The 15,540-nt window shown below is 48.4% G+C and carries 15 protein-coding genes and 1 pseudogene; 5 read left to right on the top strand and 11 right to left on the bottom strand.

All coding sequences use genetic code 11. The features are described from left to right. Positions 1-90 precede the first annotated feature (90 nt). Together G006_RS0100590 and sbcB are read right to left on the bottom strand one after the other, a co-directional pair. Positions 91-1,272, bottom strand: a complete 1,182-nt coding sequence (locus G006_RS0100590) for a pyridoxal phosphate-dependent aminotransferase (RefSeq protein WP_020481208.1) — start codon at positions 1,270-1,272, stop codon at positions 91-93. A gap of 104 nt (positions 1,273-1,376) precedes the next feature. Further along, positions 1,377-2,816 carry an exodeoxyribonuclease I gene (sbcB, locus tag G006_RS0100585; RefSeq protein WP_020481207.1) on the bottom strand — a complete coding sequence of 480 codons (1,440 nt, stop codon included), beginning with the start codon at positions 2,814-2,816 and terminating at the stop codon, positions 1,377-1,379. Positions 2,817-2,943: 127 nt separating this feature from the next. Between sbcB and G006_RS0100580 the strand changes: the two genes are divergently transcribed. From G006_RS0100580 to G006_RS0100570, 3 genes are all read left to right on the top strand, one after another. Then, positions 2,944-3,537 (top strand): SRPBCC family protein, encoded by a 594-nt coding sequence (locus tag G006_RS0100580; RefSeq protein ID WP_020481206.1) that lies wholly within the window; start codon positions 2,944-2,946, stop codon positions 3,535-3,537. Positions 3,538-3,625: 88 nt separating this feature from the next. Beyond that, positions 3,626-4,558, top strand: coding sequence for a YVTN family beta-propeller repeat protein (locus G006_RS0100575; protein WP_235048804.1), 933 nt, complete (start codon positions 3,626-3,628; stop codon positions 4,556-4,558). A gap of 71 nt (positions 4,559-4,629) precedes the next feature. Next, on the top strand, positions 4,630-4,920 hold the full coding sequence (locus G006_RS0100570; RefSeq protein WP_020481204.1) for a hypothetical protein: 291 nt from the start codon (positions 4,630-4,632) through the stop codon (positions 4,918-4,920). Positions 4,921-4,959: 39 nt separating this feature from the next. Here G006_RS0100570 and G006_RS0100565 read toward each other — a convergent pair whose 3' ends face one another. The 3 genes from G006_RS0100565 to G006_RS0100555 are packed head-to-tail and all read right to left on the bottom strand — an operon-like array spanning position 4,960 to position 7,723. Next, positions 4,960-5,181 carry a FeoC-like transcriptional regulator gene (locus G006_RS0100565; protein WP_020481203.1) on the bottom strand — a complete coding sequence of 74 codons (222 nt, stop codon included), beginning with the start codon at positions 5,179-5,181 and terminating at the stop codon, positions 4,960-4,962. Next, positions 5,178-7,493 carry a Fe(2+) transporter permease subunit FeoB gene (feoB, locus tag G006_RS0100560; RefSeq protein WP_020481202.1) on the bottom strand — a complete coding sequence of 772 codons (2,316 nt, stop codon included), beginning with the start codon at positions 7,491-7,493 and terminating at the stop codon, positions 5,178-5,180. Before feoB ends, G006_RS0100565 begins: the two co-directional genes overlap by 4 nt. Further along, on the bottom strand, positions 7,490-7,723 hold the full coding sequence (locus tag G006_RS0100555) for a FeoA family protein (RefSeq protein ID WP_020481201.1): 234 nt from the start codon (positions 7,721-7,723) through the stop codon (positions 7,490-7,492). The genes feoB and G006_RS0100555 overlap by 4 nt, the downstream gene beginning before the upstream one ends. A 248-nt stretch (positions 7,724-7,971) precedes the next feature. On the opposite strand from G006_RS0100555, the pseudogene G006_RS27435 reads away from it, so the two are divergent. Next, positions 7,972-8,323 (top strand): annotated as a pseudogene (locus G006_RS27435) (phosphoketolase); the annotation flags it as partial. A 3-nt stretch (positions 8,324-8,326) separates the two neighbouring features. Here the strand turns inward: G006_RS27435 and G006_RS0100545 are convergent. Beyond that, positions 8,327-9,343 carry a DUF4129 domain-containing protein gene (locus tag G006_RS0100545; protein ID WP_020481199.1) on the bottom strand — a complete coding sequence of 339 codons (1,017 nt, stop codon included), beginning with the start codon at positions 9,341-9,343 and terminating at the stop codon, positions 8,327-8,329. Between the two features lie 85 nt (positions 9,344-9,428). Further along, positions 9,429-12,491: a Tn3 family transposase gene (locus G006_RS0100540; protein ID WP_020481198.1), complete on the bottom strand. Its 3,063-nt coding sequence runs from the start codon at positions 12,489-12,491 to the stop codon at positions 9,429-9,431. Positions 12,492-12,741: 250 nt separating this feature from the next. Here G006_RS0100540 and G006_RS0100535 point away from each other — a divergent pair, with 250 nt between their 5' ends. After that, the gene (locus G006_RS0100535) at positions 12,742-13,296 is read left to right on the top strand and encodes a recombinase family protein (protein WP_020481197.1); all 555 of its coding nucleotides are present in this window, start codon (positions 12,742-12,744) and stop codon (positions 13,294-13,296) included. Positions 13,297-13,329: 33 nt separating this feature from the next. Here G006_RS0100535 and G006_RS0100530 read toward each other — a convergent pair whose 3' ends face one another. The 4 genes from G006_RS0100530 to G006_RS0100515 all read right to left on the bottom strand — a co-directional run bounded on the left by G006_RS0100530 (position 13,330) and on the right by G006_RS0100515 (position 15,539). Continuing rightward, positions 13,330-13,941, bottom strand: a complete 612-nt coding sequence (locus G006_RS0100530; protein ID WP_020481196.1) for a hypothetical protein — start codon at positions 13,939-13,941, stop codon at positions 13,330-13,332. Next, positions 13,928-14,461, bottom strand: coding sequence for an exosortase family protein XrtM (gene xrtM, locus G006_RS0100525; protein WP_020481195.1), 534 nt, complete (start codon positions 14,459-14,461; stop codon positions 13,928-13,930). Before xrtM ends, G006_RS0100530 begins: the two co-directional genes overlap by 14 nt. Positions 14,462-14,578: 117 nt before the next feature. Then, a complete protein-coding gene (locus tag G006_RS0100520) occupies positions 14,579-15,109 on the bottom strand; it encodes an SMI1/KNR4 family protein (RefSeq protein ID WP_020481194.1) in 531 nt (176 codons plus the stop codon). A gap of 76 nt (positions 15,110-15,185) precedes the next feature. Further along, on the bottom strand, positions 15,186-15,539 hold the full coding sequence (locus tag G006_RS0100515) for a hypothetical protein (RefSeq protein ID WP_020481193.1): 354 nt from the start codon (positions 15,537-15,539) through the stop codon (positions 15,186-15,188). Position 15,540: the final 1 nt, after the last annotated feature.

Below are 15,540 nucleotides of genomic sequence, written 5' to 3'. Positions count from 1 at the left end.
CGAATTCTATAGCATTGATTAAATTTGTCAATTGAAAAATGGCAAATTAATGTCGGTTTATCCGTTCGCGATGGCAAATCCTAATAGGCCTTAAACCGCTTGTTTGATTCTGAGTAAGGCATTTTCCAGATTGGTCATGCTGGTGGCAATAGAGATTCTAATGTGGCCAGGGCAGCCGAATGCTGAGCCTGGCACTAGGGCCACGCCGGCTTTTTCGATTAAGAATTCGGCAAATTCCAGATCGTCGTTGATACCGTCCAGTCTGCTCAGCAGTTTTTCCACATTGGGGAACACGTAAAAGGTGCCGTCGGTGGGCAAGCATTCAATGCCATCAATGCTGTTGAGTTCGGCGACCACATAATCGTGACGCTTTTTGAATTCCACCATCATCGTGTCTATGCAGCCTTGATCACCATTCAGGGCTTCCTCGGCTGCTACTTGCGAGATCGATGTAGGGTTGGAGGTGCTTTGCGACTGAATGATGCACATTGCTTCAATCAAGGGCGCTGGTCCTGCTGCATAGCCGATCCGCCAACCGGTCATGGAATAAGCTTTGGATACACCGTTTAAGACGATGGTGCGGTCGTAAAACTCTGGGTGAGCGTTAAGGATGTTGACGAATTCGCCTTTGTTCCAGAGGATCAACTCGTACATGTCGTCGGTAGCGATCAACACCTCGGGAAAATCCAATAATACGTCGCCCAGGGCTTTTAATTCATCCAGGCTGTAGGCCGCGCCAGTTGGGTTGGATGGACTGTTGATCACCAATAAGCGGGTCTTGGGGGTAATGGCAGCGCGCAGTTGTGCAGGAGTGATTTTAAAATTTTGCGCTTGACCGGCTTCTATTATCACGGGGACGCCATCCGCCAGCAGCACCATATCCGGGTAGGATACCCAGTATGGGGCAGGGATGATAACTTCGTCGCCGGGGTTCAGTAGTGCCTGTGCCAGATTGAAAAAACTTTGTTTGCCGCCGCAGGACACCAGGATTTGGTTGGCTTGGTAATCCAGGCCATTGTCGCGTTTGAACTTGGCGATAACGGCTTTTTTTAAGCCGGCGGTACCGTCTACTGCGGTGTATTTGGTAAAACCTGAGTTAATGGCTTTAATAGCGGCGGCTTTAATATGGTCCGGCGTATCAAAGTCCGGCTCGCCGGCACCCAGACCGATAATATCTTTGCCGGCAGCACGCATCGCGGCGGCGCGGGCGGTAATAGCCAGGGTAGGGGACGGTTTGACCGCTTTTACGCGGTTAGACAGGGTAATGCTCATGATGCCTCGGTCGAAATTTACTCAAATGGTTTGCATTATACGGCATAACGCTAAAAGCGCCTTATTCCTGAAACAATCTGCCGGCTTTTAAATCGGCAAAAACCTCAATTCGAAAATTTTAAGCGTCGATCTTCCGCGTAGGCCGCCAGCTCGTTCAGTATCGCTTGATTTGCATTGGGCTCCTCCCGCATCAGCGCAATTTTGGCAGTGAACTGATCCAGCGTCAGCCCGCCATTCCCAAGTACACCGTTTAGTTTGTCGCGACAATATTGCTGCCAGAGCTGGGCGTCTTCTCTGGATAGGGTATGCGGATAATTCCGGGCGCGATAGCGAAACAGCATTTCCGGCAAACGGACATCATCAAAATCGGCAGCAAAGTCCGAAAGTTTCTCGGGTTTTGCTTGCCTGATTCGCGTCATCATAGCTTTGTCGCTGTTGCTGAAAAATCCGCCGCTGTAAATCATCAAATCAGGATCGTTAGGTGAATCTTGATATTGACGGGTAAATACTTGCGACAGCTTTTCCGCTAAAGGTGGCGCAGTCTGAATCCGCTTCAAATTTGCTCGGCATAGGTCTAAATCGAGTCGCAAGCGTTCGGCGTCGGGCGCTCTTACCACCGACAAAGGCGCCAATACCGGGGCTTTGTTGATATGTACGGTTTTTAAGGGGATTCTGGCAACGCCTTCCGGCAGCGCGTCGCTGGCAACAAATAGCCGCTGCTGAATCTCTTCCGCACTTAACTCAAGCAAGGGGGCCGGATCGACCGAAAGGTCGTAAACGATGATTTCGTTGTTATTGCTAGGATGCTGTACCAGAGGCAAGATCACGGCCAAGCTATTATTCCGCGCCGAAAACCGACCGGAGACATGAATTAAGGGGGTAAAGCTGCCGAGTTGCAATAGGTTTAACGCAGCGTTTTTATATCGATTGGTCAATAAATAGTTGAATAGTTTTGGCTGCCGCTCTTTGATTAATTTGGCCATTGCGATGGTCGCATAGACGTCGGATAACGCATCGTGCGCGGCTTCATGGGCGATGCCATTGGCTTTGGTGAGTTCTTCCAATTTAAAGCTGGCGACGCCGTCGGCATTGACCGGCCACTCGATACCTTCCGGCCTTAAGGCTTTGGCGGCCCGGACTACGTCGATAATGTCCCAGCGCGAGTTACCGTTTTGCCACTCGCGCGCATAGGGGTCGTAAAAATTACGGTAGAGTAGGTTGCGGGTGACTTCATCGTCGAAACGGATGCTGTTATAACCCACGCTGCAAGTGCCTGGCTCTACAAGCTGCTGGTTAATCAAGGCGGCAAACTCCGCTTCGCAAACACCTCTTTCTGCCGCCAATTGCGGGGTGATACCGGTAATCAGGCAGGCCTCGGGGTGCGGTAAGTAATCATCGGCAGGCCGGCAGTAGGCCATGACAGGCTGGCCGACGATATTGAAATCATCATCGGTGCGGATGCCGGCAAATTGACAAGGCCGGTCGCGTTGCGGATCTATGCCGAAGGTTTCGTAATCGTGCCAAAAAAAAGTTGCTGTAGTCATTAAATACGCGAGGGTAGGCGGACAGAGTCGGGAAAATTTCCGCAAACATGCTTTTGCGAATACTTGCGGACAGATTTTATTTTATAATCGCCCGCTCCATTTTATGTGTCCATCATAGGAAAGTGTTATGAAAAAAACCTCGCTACTCGTTTCTACCGTTTTATTTTTGTTCGCCGGTTTAGCCAATGCTCATGGTCCGGTCAGAGCAAAAATGACAGCCACCATCACTGTCGATGCGCCAGTGGCAAAAGTGTGGGATTTGATCAAGAACTACGACGATATGTCTTGGCACCCAGGCATTAAAAGCGTGAAAGGCGACGGTACCAATAACAAAGGCGCCATCCGCGTGTTGACTTTGGCGAACGGCACCATCACAGAAGAATTAAAAGCCTATGACGCCGCAAAATTTTCTTACAAATACAAAATCACCGATATGAGTTCAACCGGCACTATTAAACATGCCGGCCAAGATGAGCCGCTGCCAGTATTGCCAGTCGGTAACTATGCGGCAGAATTGTCCGTGAACGATAAAGGCGGAAAAGCAGAAATCGAGTGGGTGGCCACTTACTACCGTGCTTATGTCAACAACAATCCACCAGCAGAATTGAACGAAGAAACTGCCGATAAAGCGGTTAGCAATGTTCTGAAAACCGGTCTGGAAGCGATTGCCAAAAAAGTAGGCTCAGGTTCCGCTGCGGTTGAGATCGACATTAAACGCTAAGTTGTTGTTTCCGGTTCTCGGTAATTCACGCCGAGAACCCTCGCTCCCCCTGCCTGTTATTCTCATCATGTGCATCAGATATTCGTTTTTGGTTTTTTCACTGCTGGCTGTATTCCTATCTAGCGCTAGCGCCGATTCGCGTGCCTTTATTACGAATCAGCTAGATAACTCGGTATCGGTAATCGATACAAAAAGCCAACAAGTAATAGAAACGATCAAAGTAGAGGGTAAGCCTGCCGGCGTTGCGCTGAATCAAGCGAAGAAACAGGTATACATCAGCACCCCGGAAGGCGGCGGTTTTGCGGTTTTGGATGGCGAGAAACTAACTACTTTGACCAAGGTTAAAGTCGGAGGGGCATCGCTAGGGATCACTGCGGATAGAAAGGGCGAGCTGGTATTTGTCGCCGATTGGTATGAAAACTCGGTGACGGTTTTCGATACCAAAAATTTTGCGAAGATAAAAACCATTACCGTCGGCAAATCGCCGTCTGGCATGACGGTCAGTCCGGACAATCGCTGGCTGTATGTCGCCAATCGCATCGACGATTCCATTTCGCAAGTCGATTTGAATAAATTGACAATCCGCAATACCACCAAGGTCGGCGCGCATCCATTCGGCATTGCTGTGGACAGTCAAGGTAAACGTCTATATTCCGCTAACGTGGAAAGCGATAACGTGACTGTTTTGGACGCCCGTAGCATGAAGCGTCTAGCAACCATCAAGGTCGGCGCCAGACCGTATGCAGTTTCATTGGCATTGAACGACAGTCTATTGTTTGTTACGAACCAGGACGATAGCACGGTATCGGTAGTCGATACCGCCACATTGAAGCAGATTGAGGTCATCGCTGTGGGCGATAAGCCGGAAGGTATCAGCACGCATCCGGACGATCAAAAGGTCTACGTTGCCAACTGGTTTGACAACAACGTGTCCGTCATCGACGCCAAAACCCTGAAAGTGGTAAATACCATTAAAACAGGGGAGGGCAGTCGCGCCTTCGGCGAGTTCATTGCACGTTAGGCGATTCGGCATTTTGATGGCCGCTCTTGTATGGTAGACTGCGCGCCGTTGCTAACCTCATTGAGAAATATATGGCTGAAACCGTTGAAGATTTAACCATTAGTTACGAAGACGGCGGCGTTGAAACTGTCAAGGAACTGGACAAGAAAATCCTGAGTAAGGGCGCGTGGGCCACGGTCATTTACCGTTATCAGGATTGGGAACCGGCTAAGAATCAATATAGCCAGGATAGATTTAGTATTCGCCGCTATCAAAAGCGTAACGGCGAATATCAGCAAAAATCCAAATTTAATATTTCCAGCGAAAAACAAGCGCAAGAGTTAATCGACGCGCTACAAGGTTGGTTGGCGGAAGGCCAATAAACAAGCTTAGCCTGGCGAGGCCTAAACCGCCTCGCTACACTAATCCACCCATTCGTAAATCTCGGTCAGGGTCGGATCGCATTTGCAGCAACTGGTACCGCATGAAGAGCCAACTGGGCTTAATCGTACTTTGCCTTTGTTGATCCACTTGCCCAGCATGCCGCGCAAGGCATCGGCATCCATATGAAAATGCAAAACAAGATCGCTCAAGGTGGCCCGGCGTTTCTCCTGCAAATAGCTGCGTAAGTCGGACAATATCATTGCGGGACGCCACTAGTTTGGCGCACGCCGTAAAAACGCAGTACGAACAGAACGCCGGCAAAGATAAGAGTTAGTGCCAATATCCAGCCGATAGCCGAATTGGGGTGCTGGGCATAAGTCATGCCTTGGTAGAATAGGGTGGCGGTCAGGTAAGCCACAAAGGTAGTCCAGCAAACCACGAATAAAGCCCAACTGCCGTTGGTCTCTTTATATATAGCCGCAGTGGCGGCTACGCAGGGGGCATACAGCAAAATGAACAACAAATAGGCAAAGGCGCCGATTTGGCCGTCGAAATGCGCTTGCATGACGCCGAAGGTATCGAGTTTGACTTGCTGCTGTTCCGCTGCCGCAGCCTGGTCTGAGATATTAGCTATGCCCAACCCCAATGGGTCAAGAAGTTTGTCGGCAATGGCCGTTAGGTTATCCGGTATCGTTTGACAGGCCTCTAGCAAGGCTTGCTGTATATCAAAGCTTTTCTCGTCTTCTGAATGATCGGATACAGCCATTTGACTGTACAACGCGTCCAGTGTACCGACTACCGCTTCCTTGGCCAGCACACCGGTAAAGATGCCGACGGTCGCAGGCCAGTTATCGTGAGCGATACCCATGGGCTGAAATACCGGCGTCAACGCGCGGCCGATTTCGCTTAGTACCGATTTATCGCTATTTTCCTGGCCGAAACTGCCGTCGGTACCCAAAGAATTCAACACATTCAACACCAGTACCATAGGCACGATGACTTTGCCGGCGTTGAATATAAAGGTTTTTAAGCGTTCCCAAGTTTTGGTGTATACGCCTTGCAAAGTGGGTAAATGATAGGCGGGCAGCTCCATCAAAAAAGGCGTAGGGTTGCCGCGTAACAAGGTGTGGCGCATGATTAAACCGGTCAACACCGCCACTACAATGCCGAATAAGTACAAACCAAACACCAGATTCTGACCGCCGACCGGAAAAAAAGCAGCCGCAAACAAGGCATAAACCGGCAGACGGGCACCGCAAGACATGAACGGATTCATTAAATTGGTCAATACCCGGTCACGCTGATTATCCAGGGTTCGGGTCGCGATAATGGCGGGCACATTGCAGCCAAAACCGACGATCATAGGCACGAACGATTTGCCGGGCAGGCCGATGATGCACATGAACCGGTCCATCACAAAGGCGGCTCTGGACATGTAACCGGAGTCTTCCAGCATCGATAAAAAGATGAACAAAAAGCCGACGATGGGAATAAAAGTAGACACCACTTGAATGCCTCCGCCGATCCCGCTGCTTATTAACACAACCAGCCAAGCAGGCCAATTCATGCCAGTTAATAATTCGCTTAATCCGTCAACCAGCAAGGCGCCGACCGCTTTGTCGAAAAAGTCGACAAAAGCACTGCCGATGTTAATGGTAAACATGAACATCGCATACATAACCAACAAAAAGATGGGGATACCCAGGAAACGGTTTAGCACAACGCTATCAATCTTGTCGGTGGTGCTTCGGGAAATTTCGTTGAGCTTACAGACGCTGGCTTGTACCAGCTGGTTTACCAATCCATAACGAGCGTCGGCGGCGAGTATATCGATTTCGTCTTGGGTTTGGGCTTCGATGTCCGCACGCAATTGTTCGGCAACTTTTTGCAATTCAGGGCCAGCAAGTTGCTTTGCCAAGGTGTCGTTTTCGAGCAAACGCAGCGCAAGCCAGCGACTGTCGCAAATTAATTCTATGGATTGTTGCGACAATTGCGGTTGCAATTGGCTTACCGCGGTTTCTATGGCCGGATGGTAGTCGACTTGCAGCGCCGGAATTGGTTTGCTGATGCAGGCTTTGTTGATAATGTCCCGTAATTCCTTAATACCGGCACCAGTTGCCGCAGTAACCGGCACTACCGGGCAAGCCATTTGTTTGGCGAGCAGTTCGATGTCGATCTTGATACCGCGTTTTTTTACCGCATCCATCATGTTCAGGACCAATATCATCGGTACCCGCATTTCTATCAGCTGCGAGGTCAGGTAAAGATTTCGCTCTATATTGGAGGCATCGACAATGTTAATGATTAGATCGGCTTGGCGGGAAGCCACGTAATCGCGGGCTACTTTTTCGTCTAGGGAGATACTGTCGTCATCGGCTTCTAAAGAATAGGTGCCGGGAAGATCCACCAGACTTATTTGTTTGCCTTGGTGTGTGTATTCGCCGGTTTTTTGTTCAACAGTCACGCCAGGCCAATTGCCGACATGCTGTTTGGAGCCGGTCAATGCATTGAACAGCGTGGTTTTTCCGCAATTTGGGTTACCAACCACGCCAACAGTAAAATCCATACTCATACTTTTTCTATAAGTAAGACCGACGCCTCGTTTTTACGCAGCGACAATGAAAAACCGCGAATTTTGATTTCAACCGGATCGCCCATCGGTGCAAAACGAGTAATGGTGAATTCGGTGCCAGGTGTTAAACCCATAGCCAACAACTTCTTGCGATAGACGCCACCCGATTGATCGAATCCAACTATACGGCCTGTATCGCCAGTCGCCAGCGTTTTAAGATATGTCGACATGCAAGCTAATTAATAATTGTTCTCATTAAGTTGCAATATAGCACATGATCCCAAAGGTACGACAGTATTAGTTTAAGGAATAGTTATAGAGAGTGTATAATTCGCATAATGTATATTATGTAAAATTATACCTGGCAGCCTAGTTACGCTCTTTCGGCTCATCGTTCATTTGCATAAACTTGTATCCGCTCGATATTGAGGGTTGATGAAACATTTCTGAATTGGTCAGACACAAGCTTCGTTGCCTTATTCTGAAATGGGCCAGCAACGACGACGGTGCCGAACAATACGGCGACATTCCGACCAAGGAAGCCTTGGCGGCGGTGGTATTGCTACGCGAGCACTTTCCACGACTGAAAATTCGCTTTGCACGTGCGCGGCTACAAGGAAAAAGGCAGTATTAACACCCCGCTGGAACTGGCGATTCAAAACGAAAATTACCGCTTTAGTCTGGCAATCGATGCGATAGATCGCATCCCTGCCTTGCAAGTGTCCGGCGCGCACGTCAAAGAAAAGCTGCGCGACCGGCAAATCGACTGCCGCAATTATGTCTACGAACAAGGCATAGACCGCTCGGAACACGATCAATGGCACTGGCCTGCATTAAAGTTGACGATAAATAGCACGGTACAACTGCCGCATGCGCCGAATATGCGCGTCAGCTAACGGTTTGTCGCCGTAACGGGCCGCTTCGAACAAACCGGTAAATTCCGCGGCGCTGCGCCGCGCATCGCGATGCCTACGGCTGATTTGCGCCAGATATTCACGGGTATTGGCGGTGTCGGCGCGAGGCACATCGTGCAACGCACACAAGCGCGACATCGCCCGGTAATACTGGCGGGCGGCGGTTTCGCCGCCGGCATGGTGGCCGATCACGCCCAAACGCAGGTAATCCCATTGGCTTATCAGCCAAATCACCCACGGAATTTCCCGCAACAAAGCCCCGAAAGCCAGCAAAATCGCCAACAGAATTACAGCCAGCAAACCCAATATGGCCGCCAGCCAATGCTCGCGCAACCATTGTTTTAGCCATTCCCACCAATCGAAAAACACCGCAACGGCGGGTACCAAAGCCTGTTGTGCCGATTCGCTAAGGTCGGCAATGCGGTTGATTGCCGCCGCTTGCCAGGCCGGCATATGGACTCGCTTAGCGGCGGCACGCATGTCCGCCGGGCTCGGCCAACGGCTGCTGTCCCCCTCGCCTCCACCCGACGCTTGTTGTTGCTCGCCACCCGCTTTTTCGGCTGGCTGACCGGAATCGGTTTGGCCGCCGCTGCCGGCTTGTTCGATATCGCCGCCGAGATTTTGCAAGCTGACCTGGCCGAAACGCCACTCCAGATAAGGCCAGTTGATTTGTGGCGTGATCAGATAAAGCCCGCCACCGATGAGCACGATGGCGGCGGTGGCCGCCAAAATGGCCGCGCCCTGCCCTTGGCTGCCGGGCCGGCCCAGACTCGACCGCTGCAAGTCCGCGCCGCGCCGCTGGACTTGCTCGGCAACCAGACAAAACACCACCGTCACAATATAAGGGGCCAGATAAAACAACATGGTCCAGTCGGCGCGGTAATGCGAGGCGGCGAACAACACGATCGCCAACGATACCAACAGACCGAGATTCATCTCGCGCCGGCCGGCGGTGACGCAATTGTGGGGTTAATTAACCAAAAGAACGGTTTGTCCCGGCATCCATCTGGAGCCCTTGGTATCACTGGCTTGCAGCCGAAATATCGATTTCAAAATCGCCAATCAGTTTTTTGATAACTTCTTGAATACTAAGAAGACTTCCCCGGTTGTAAAATTCATACTTGCCAATGAAGTTAATATGCTGCCAGGCAACGGGCGAAAAACGCAGTATTTCTTTGGCCTTGTCTGGGTGTACGGCTCGATAATGCTGATGAAGTGCCGACAAAATGGTCGCATTATAGAAAATCACCGCATTGGCAATAAGCCGAATGGATTCGGCATTGATGTCGAGTTCAATTTCAGTCTTTCCATTCAGCATCCTGCCGCCGCTGACTTTGGCAATGGTAGCGCTTAATTGGTGATAGGATTCGCCTCGATTCAATGAGCATTGCACCACTTCGCGTACTTCCTTGTTGTCAATATAGTCCAGCAAATAATCGGTTTTGATAATTTCATCGAAGACGATCAGCGCTTTCAAGGTCGGATTGAGCTTTTTGTAAGCGGATAATTTACTGACAATCTGGCTTTGTGTCGTTTTTTTAGTGGCCAATGAAGCCAGTATTCTCAAGACTTTATCCCATTCCTTGATAATCAGCGCTTTATTGACCTTTTTGCTGGGTTTGATAATTTGTTTGGCATAGTGCTCGATCTCATCGAAGCTCACCAGGTCATGTTCGGATTTGTCACGCAACTGAGTAAAGCGCGGCATAAACCGGTAACCGAACATATACATCAGTGCGAAGTTGACGCGATTGATGCTGTGCATATCGCCGGAAACAGCCGTAATTTCAACATCCGAGGTATTGCTTTCGACAATATCCAACAAGAAGTGGCTTTCATGCTGATTGGCGCCGATGACCTTAAGGCAAAGCGGCAGATGATTGGCATTTAGCGAGAATAAGACAACGCCTTGCAACATGCCGAAATATTTCTTCGAATACCGTGATTTGATCGTATGGTATTTCGTTGCGAATTTTTGACCGTCAACACTGGCGTGGACGCCATAATCAGACAAGTTGTACTCCGAAAAAATGGGTAACTTGGCCGTATGATTCATGATGGCATCATTGGCTGTAGCGAGGGTTTGATAGCGGATATAGTTTTTATTCACCCGGTCCAGGTCTTGCTCTTTCACGTCGCTGATTGCTTTCATTTTTTTGGTTTCTGTACCGGTCGCATTGGCGATAATGCAGGCATGAATGACTTCAGGATCGGCGGTTGATTTCGAATATTTGGGTTGGAGATGCGAAAATGATTTTAGAAAGCCGGTGGCTTCTGCCGAAAATCGGAGAATATCGGCAATACTTGAAACGTGCAGCTTTTCATAAAAAGGATTGTTAATGTCGTCATCCAGCCGGGTATAGGGCAGCGTCCATTTGACGATTTCGCCTTGCTTATTGTGTTGAAGTTTAAGACTGGAGTTTTCGCCGGATTGAATGTGTTCATTCGCCAGGTCGTATTTGGTTTTCAGGTTTTTTTCGAGCTCGGCCAGCAAGGTGGCAATGTCCATCGACAACAACGGCATATTGAGTTGCTTAAGAATCTCATCTTTGTGCTCGGCCCAGTATTCAGCATCAATCAATTCATCGTCCAGGGTACGATAGCTGATGCTGTCTTTGATAAAGACCGTGTTGTTGGCAATACCTTGTTTGATCTGGTGATAAACCATGCATTCGTAGCGGTCGCCATCCACCAGTTTGACTACTTTTTGACCGTCAACTTTTACTTTGAGAGTGAGAAGCTTTTTTAGCGATTGGGGAAAAAAGTTCAAGGGCACATCTTGATACGGATAGTCCCGAAATGATTGGCCGCCGCTCAGGTGTTTTCTTAAAAACGCAATCGCCTGCGTCAACCCCTCATGCGTGCAAGAAAAATCCAACACCTTGAATAAGGGGCGAATATTCTTTTTAATGGTCAATGCCTGTTGCGTATAGTATTGCCAGCGGTAAAAGTCTCGATCCAGATTAGGCTTTTTAAAATCATCCAGGAATTGTTTGTAATCGGCCATGGGAACCACCTCAAAGGCTTTGGCTCTCACTTGTTCATCAGGAATACGGTTATCAATATTGATGGCTAACACCTGGCAGGCCTGATTTCGCAGTTTTGTATCGACGTTTGTCAGCAACTCAATTTTTGAGCGTTGATAATCTTCGGCGTCATCGGCATATTTGTTCATCTTCTGGATTAAGCTGGTCACCAGAGAATCATTGATTTTAAGAAACCGGCGATGAACGTAGCAAAGCAAATACAACCGGGTCAGGTTTTTATCGGTAAAGCGCCTGAGTTTCTGGATGGTGTAAAATTCCGCCAGATTCGCATAGTAGATAATATTCTGCTCTGATAGCCCCAGTTTTGGCATCAGCAGCCGGGACTGCTGGTAAATGCCGAGGATCAGTTGTTGTTTGGCCACGCTATTTTTGATTTCCGTGGTGCTGAAATTTTTCTGATCTTTTTTGAGTAACGTGAGGTTATAAAACAGCTCGTCGTTTTGTAACAACTTATCCAATTGCGCACGGAGTGCTTTATCGGCATCGGTGTACAGCTTATTGACCAACCGGTTGCGTTCTTCCTGAAGCGCGGTCGAAACAATATCCTGGAAGGTTGAATACGCCGGTCTGATCACATTTTGTTGTTGGCAGTAGATCAGCAAGCCTTCCAACACGAATTTAGCCAGCGAGTGACGTTTGACCAGTACCTTGGCTTCTTTGAGTAATTGGGTCTGAAGGCAGGTATCGGCCTCTTTCAAACCGAATTTACGCATCACTTCACAGCGGTTCCGGTAGTGATGATTTTTCGATACCTGTTTTTTAGGAAAGGGTTCTTCCGGAAAATACAGTTGCATAATAAACGCCGTATCCGCCTTCACCCTTTGGAAGCTGAACAAGAAGAAATAATTGACGGCCCGGTAATAACCAAGCTGCAAGATATAGTCAACTTTACGGGCGATGTTGTTTTCAAGGCTATCGAGTATGGCTATGTCATCGGCATCGAGGGAGAACAGAAATGACCGTTCTTCATCATCCAGCGAGGGTATCGCATAAAGCGAGTTGATTTCGTCCTGGGTTAATATGTTCAGTCGTGCCATGCTGTTTTGTATCGTTGCTGATGGTTGTTATGGCACGAAATATTCCGGGCGGCCATTTTGTCGCTGTTCCTCTTAATAGCCCCTTTGGTAATACCCGTCTCTGAAAAATAGAGCTTTGGCAAATCTAGTCTATCAATAGACCTTGGCCTAGCGATAGAGTCGGTAGCCGCTATAAAAGCCTACCAATAGATACGATTTAGATTTATGATAGACACACTATCACAATGTTTTAAATCCTAGTGAGCGAAAAATGATCATCGGCTATGCCAGAACCTCAACGCTCGATCAAATAGCCGGGCTTGAAGCACAACTGCGGGAACTCGAAGCCGCCCAGTGCAAAAAAATCTTTCAGGAGCAAGTATCTTCCGTTGCCGTCCGTGCACAGCTTGAAGCCGCTTTGGAATTTGCACGAGAAGGTGATGTCCTGGTGGCCACCAAACTCGACCGACTGGCTCGATCAGTGGCCGATCTCATGGCCATTATCAAAACGTTAGAACAAAAAGAAGTGGGTTTGCGGATTTTGAATCTCGGTATGGACACCCAGACCCCAACCGGCAAATTGATGCTGACCGTGTTGGGCGGTGTGGCACAATTTGAGCGGGAAATGATGTTAGAGCGGCAACGGGAAGGTGTTGCGAAAGCTAAAGCCGCAGGCAAGTACAAAGGCCGTAAGCCTGTGGATGATGCGTCACGTCAAGAGGTTGTGCGACTCGCTGAAAGCGGTTTAGCAAAAACCAAAATTGCCCGTCAATTGAGCATCGGCGAGGCCACCGTCTATCGAATTTTAGCCGCTACGAAAAAATGAACATTGCTTAGCAGGATGAAGACTTACGCCGTTTCAAGTCCGCAGCAACCCACGCTGTAATTGAATACACAACCAAGCCGCCGCAATCCCCAACAGCCAACGACCGCCCAGTTCGCAAAACACCATCCAGTCAACAAACCAAGGAACCAAACGGGGATTGGCGCCTGACTCGGCGATGTCTTGAAACGATATTTCCAATTTGCCAAGTAGCTGTGCCGGTACAGTGGCCATGACCACCAATACCGCCGTTAACAAACCCAATCCGATCAGCAGTAAACGTTGCCGCCAGTGCTGCACCGGCCATACCAGCAGAATCGACCCTTCAATTACCAACGGCACAAAGCTATGCAGCAAGTGAGCTGATGATTTCAATTCAGTGCCAGGCGGGATGAAATGATTGGCGTTCAAGTAAACAGGCCGCAGCACCCAGGCCGACAATTCAATCGAATAATCCAGTTGTGATTGAGCTGATTTCACCAGCCTTAAGCCAGGGGATAGGTCCGGCGCCATCGAGATCATGACCGCCTTAAGCAGCGGGAACAGCCCTTTTGCCAGCCACTCCCCAAGATACAAAACCAAGCCGGACAATACCAGCCAGGCCAACAGGCCTTTCAGGGTCAGAACAAACAGCTCACGCCGGTTCATGACTTTGATTCGTTGAACCGAACGCCCACCAGGCAAAATAGAAGCATCCTAGAACGACCATCAAGGTCGGGGCCACATAGGTATGAATCAGCTGAAACCAGCCGGGTTGGTAGGCGATGACAAAATATAACGCAAAAATACGCAGTAGGTTGATGCTATAAATCAAGCCAATGCCCAGCAGCAAACCAACCAGTTTCCGCTTCAATCCGGACGGAAATACCAGAACGGCGGACACCACCAAAAACAACACCCCGGCGCCATCGCAGCCACGCACGATCTCCAGATCGGCTTTAGCCGAAAGCAGATGATTCTGCTTGGCCAACACCTGCTCCAACGGAGCCAGCCAGTTGACCAGATCGGCGCAAATAGCAACCACGCCGTGGTAGTAAATCACATTGATGAACAGCTCGACCGGAATCTTAAAGTAGCCGTAGTCGAGTAGTACGTAACAGGCTACGAATAAAAGGAAAGTTGCCCATTCGGGAAGCTTTTTCGGTAGAATTTTTTTCAATGCTCGCATGCCATCGTTAAAACGGCTTGCGATACGTTTCCAGCTATAAAACGTGCTGTTTCAATCAAAGTCAATTTACTTTCCCCAAATTGAATAATCATCTTAGTTGCTTGGGTTTAGTTTATTTTATGACCCTGAATATGGAATAAAGATAGGTTTTTCTAATGGAAAATCACTGGGGAAGCAGCAGTTTTTTATTGTTTTGGTGAGTGTTTGTAGCAACCAAGCTGAAAATCCAAAGTGAAAAACATCTTTTTCAGGATCGCGGGGAGAGGTAACAAGAATTGACCACTTGGATGAGAGACCTTCAGTTTTAAAAAAAACAGTGTCGCCATTATCTGTGATTGCAAATGGCAACAAGCCTCCAGAAGCTGGAAAAAGGCTTGGCACTTCTTCTCCGAAATCTTTTTCAGCAATATGAAACCCTTCTCTAATAAGGTCAAGCTGCGATATGTTATTCAGATATTTATTTTTACTGAATGGATTTAATATCCACAAAAAATTATCAATCTGACCGGTTCCGTATACGGATATGAATTGTTTAAAATCTAATGGAAACTCACAAAAGTCAACATCCAGCATCGCCCAGTCGTTGCTGGCGGGTTGTTCTACAGGAACATCTGGGGCCTGAAGTATTTTTGTTAATTCTCTAAACATTCTTATCTTCCTGCTGGATTTAGCATAGTCACTCCTAGATTAAATCCAACTTTTGAGGCGAGACGGGGCTTTACCCTCATTCAGCATTAAAAATGTCATGTAGAGGATTAGAAGGCTCATTCAAGAGAAATCGTTCTGATCCTTTAACATAGTAGAGCTCAAGATCACCTTTATCTTGCTCATTTTCTATAACAGCCACACCGTCAAGTACGGAAAAAAAACTAAATACGGAAATATCAGCTACATATTTAATAACTTTTTCCAGCATTTCTTTGTCAGAGTAAGATAGTTCATTGAACCAAGTTGATAACTCAACTAGTTTTCTATCGGGTTTACGACCAGCAGGTTTTGTTAAGATTTTTAAACTACCAGAAATGGAGGCGTCTCTTACCACAATCTTTATAGCATTAACAAATTCTTCGCTATTCATA

This window comes from Methylomonas sp. MK1, assembly GCF_000365425.1.
Lineage (GTDB): Bacteria > Pseudomonadota > Gammaproteobacteria > Methylococcales > Methylomonadaceae > Methylomonas.
Note: the sequence above shows the minus strand (reverse complement) of the source record. Positions and strands in the feature narration are given on the sequence as shown.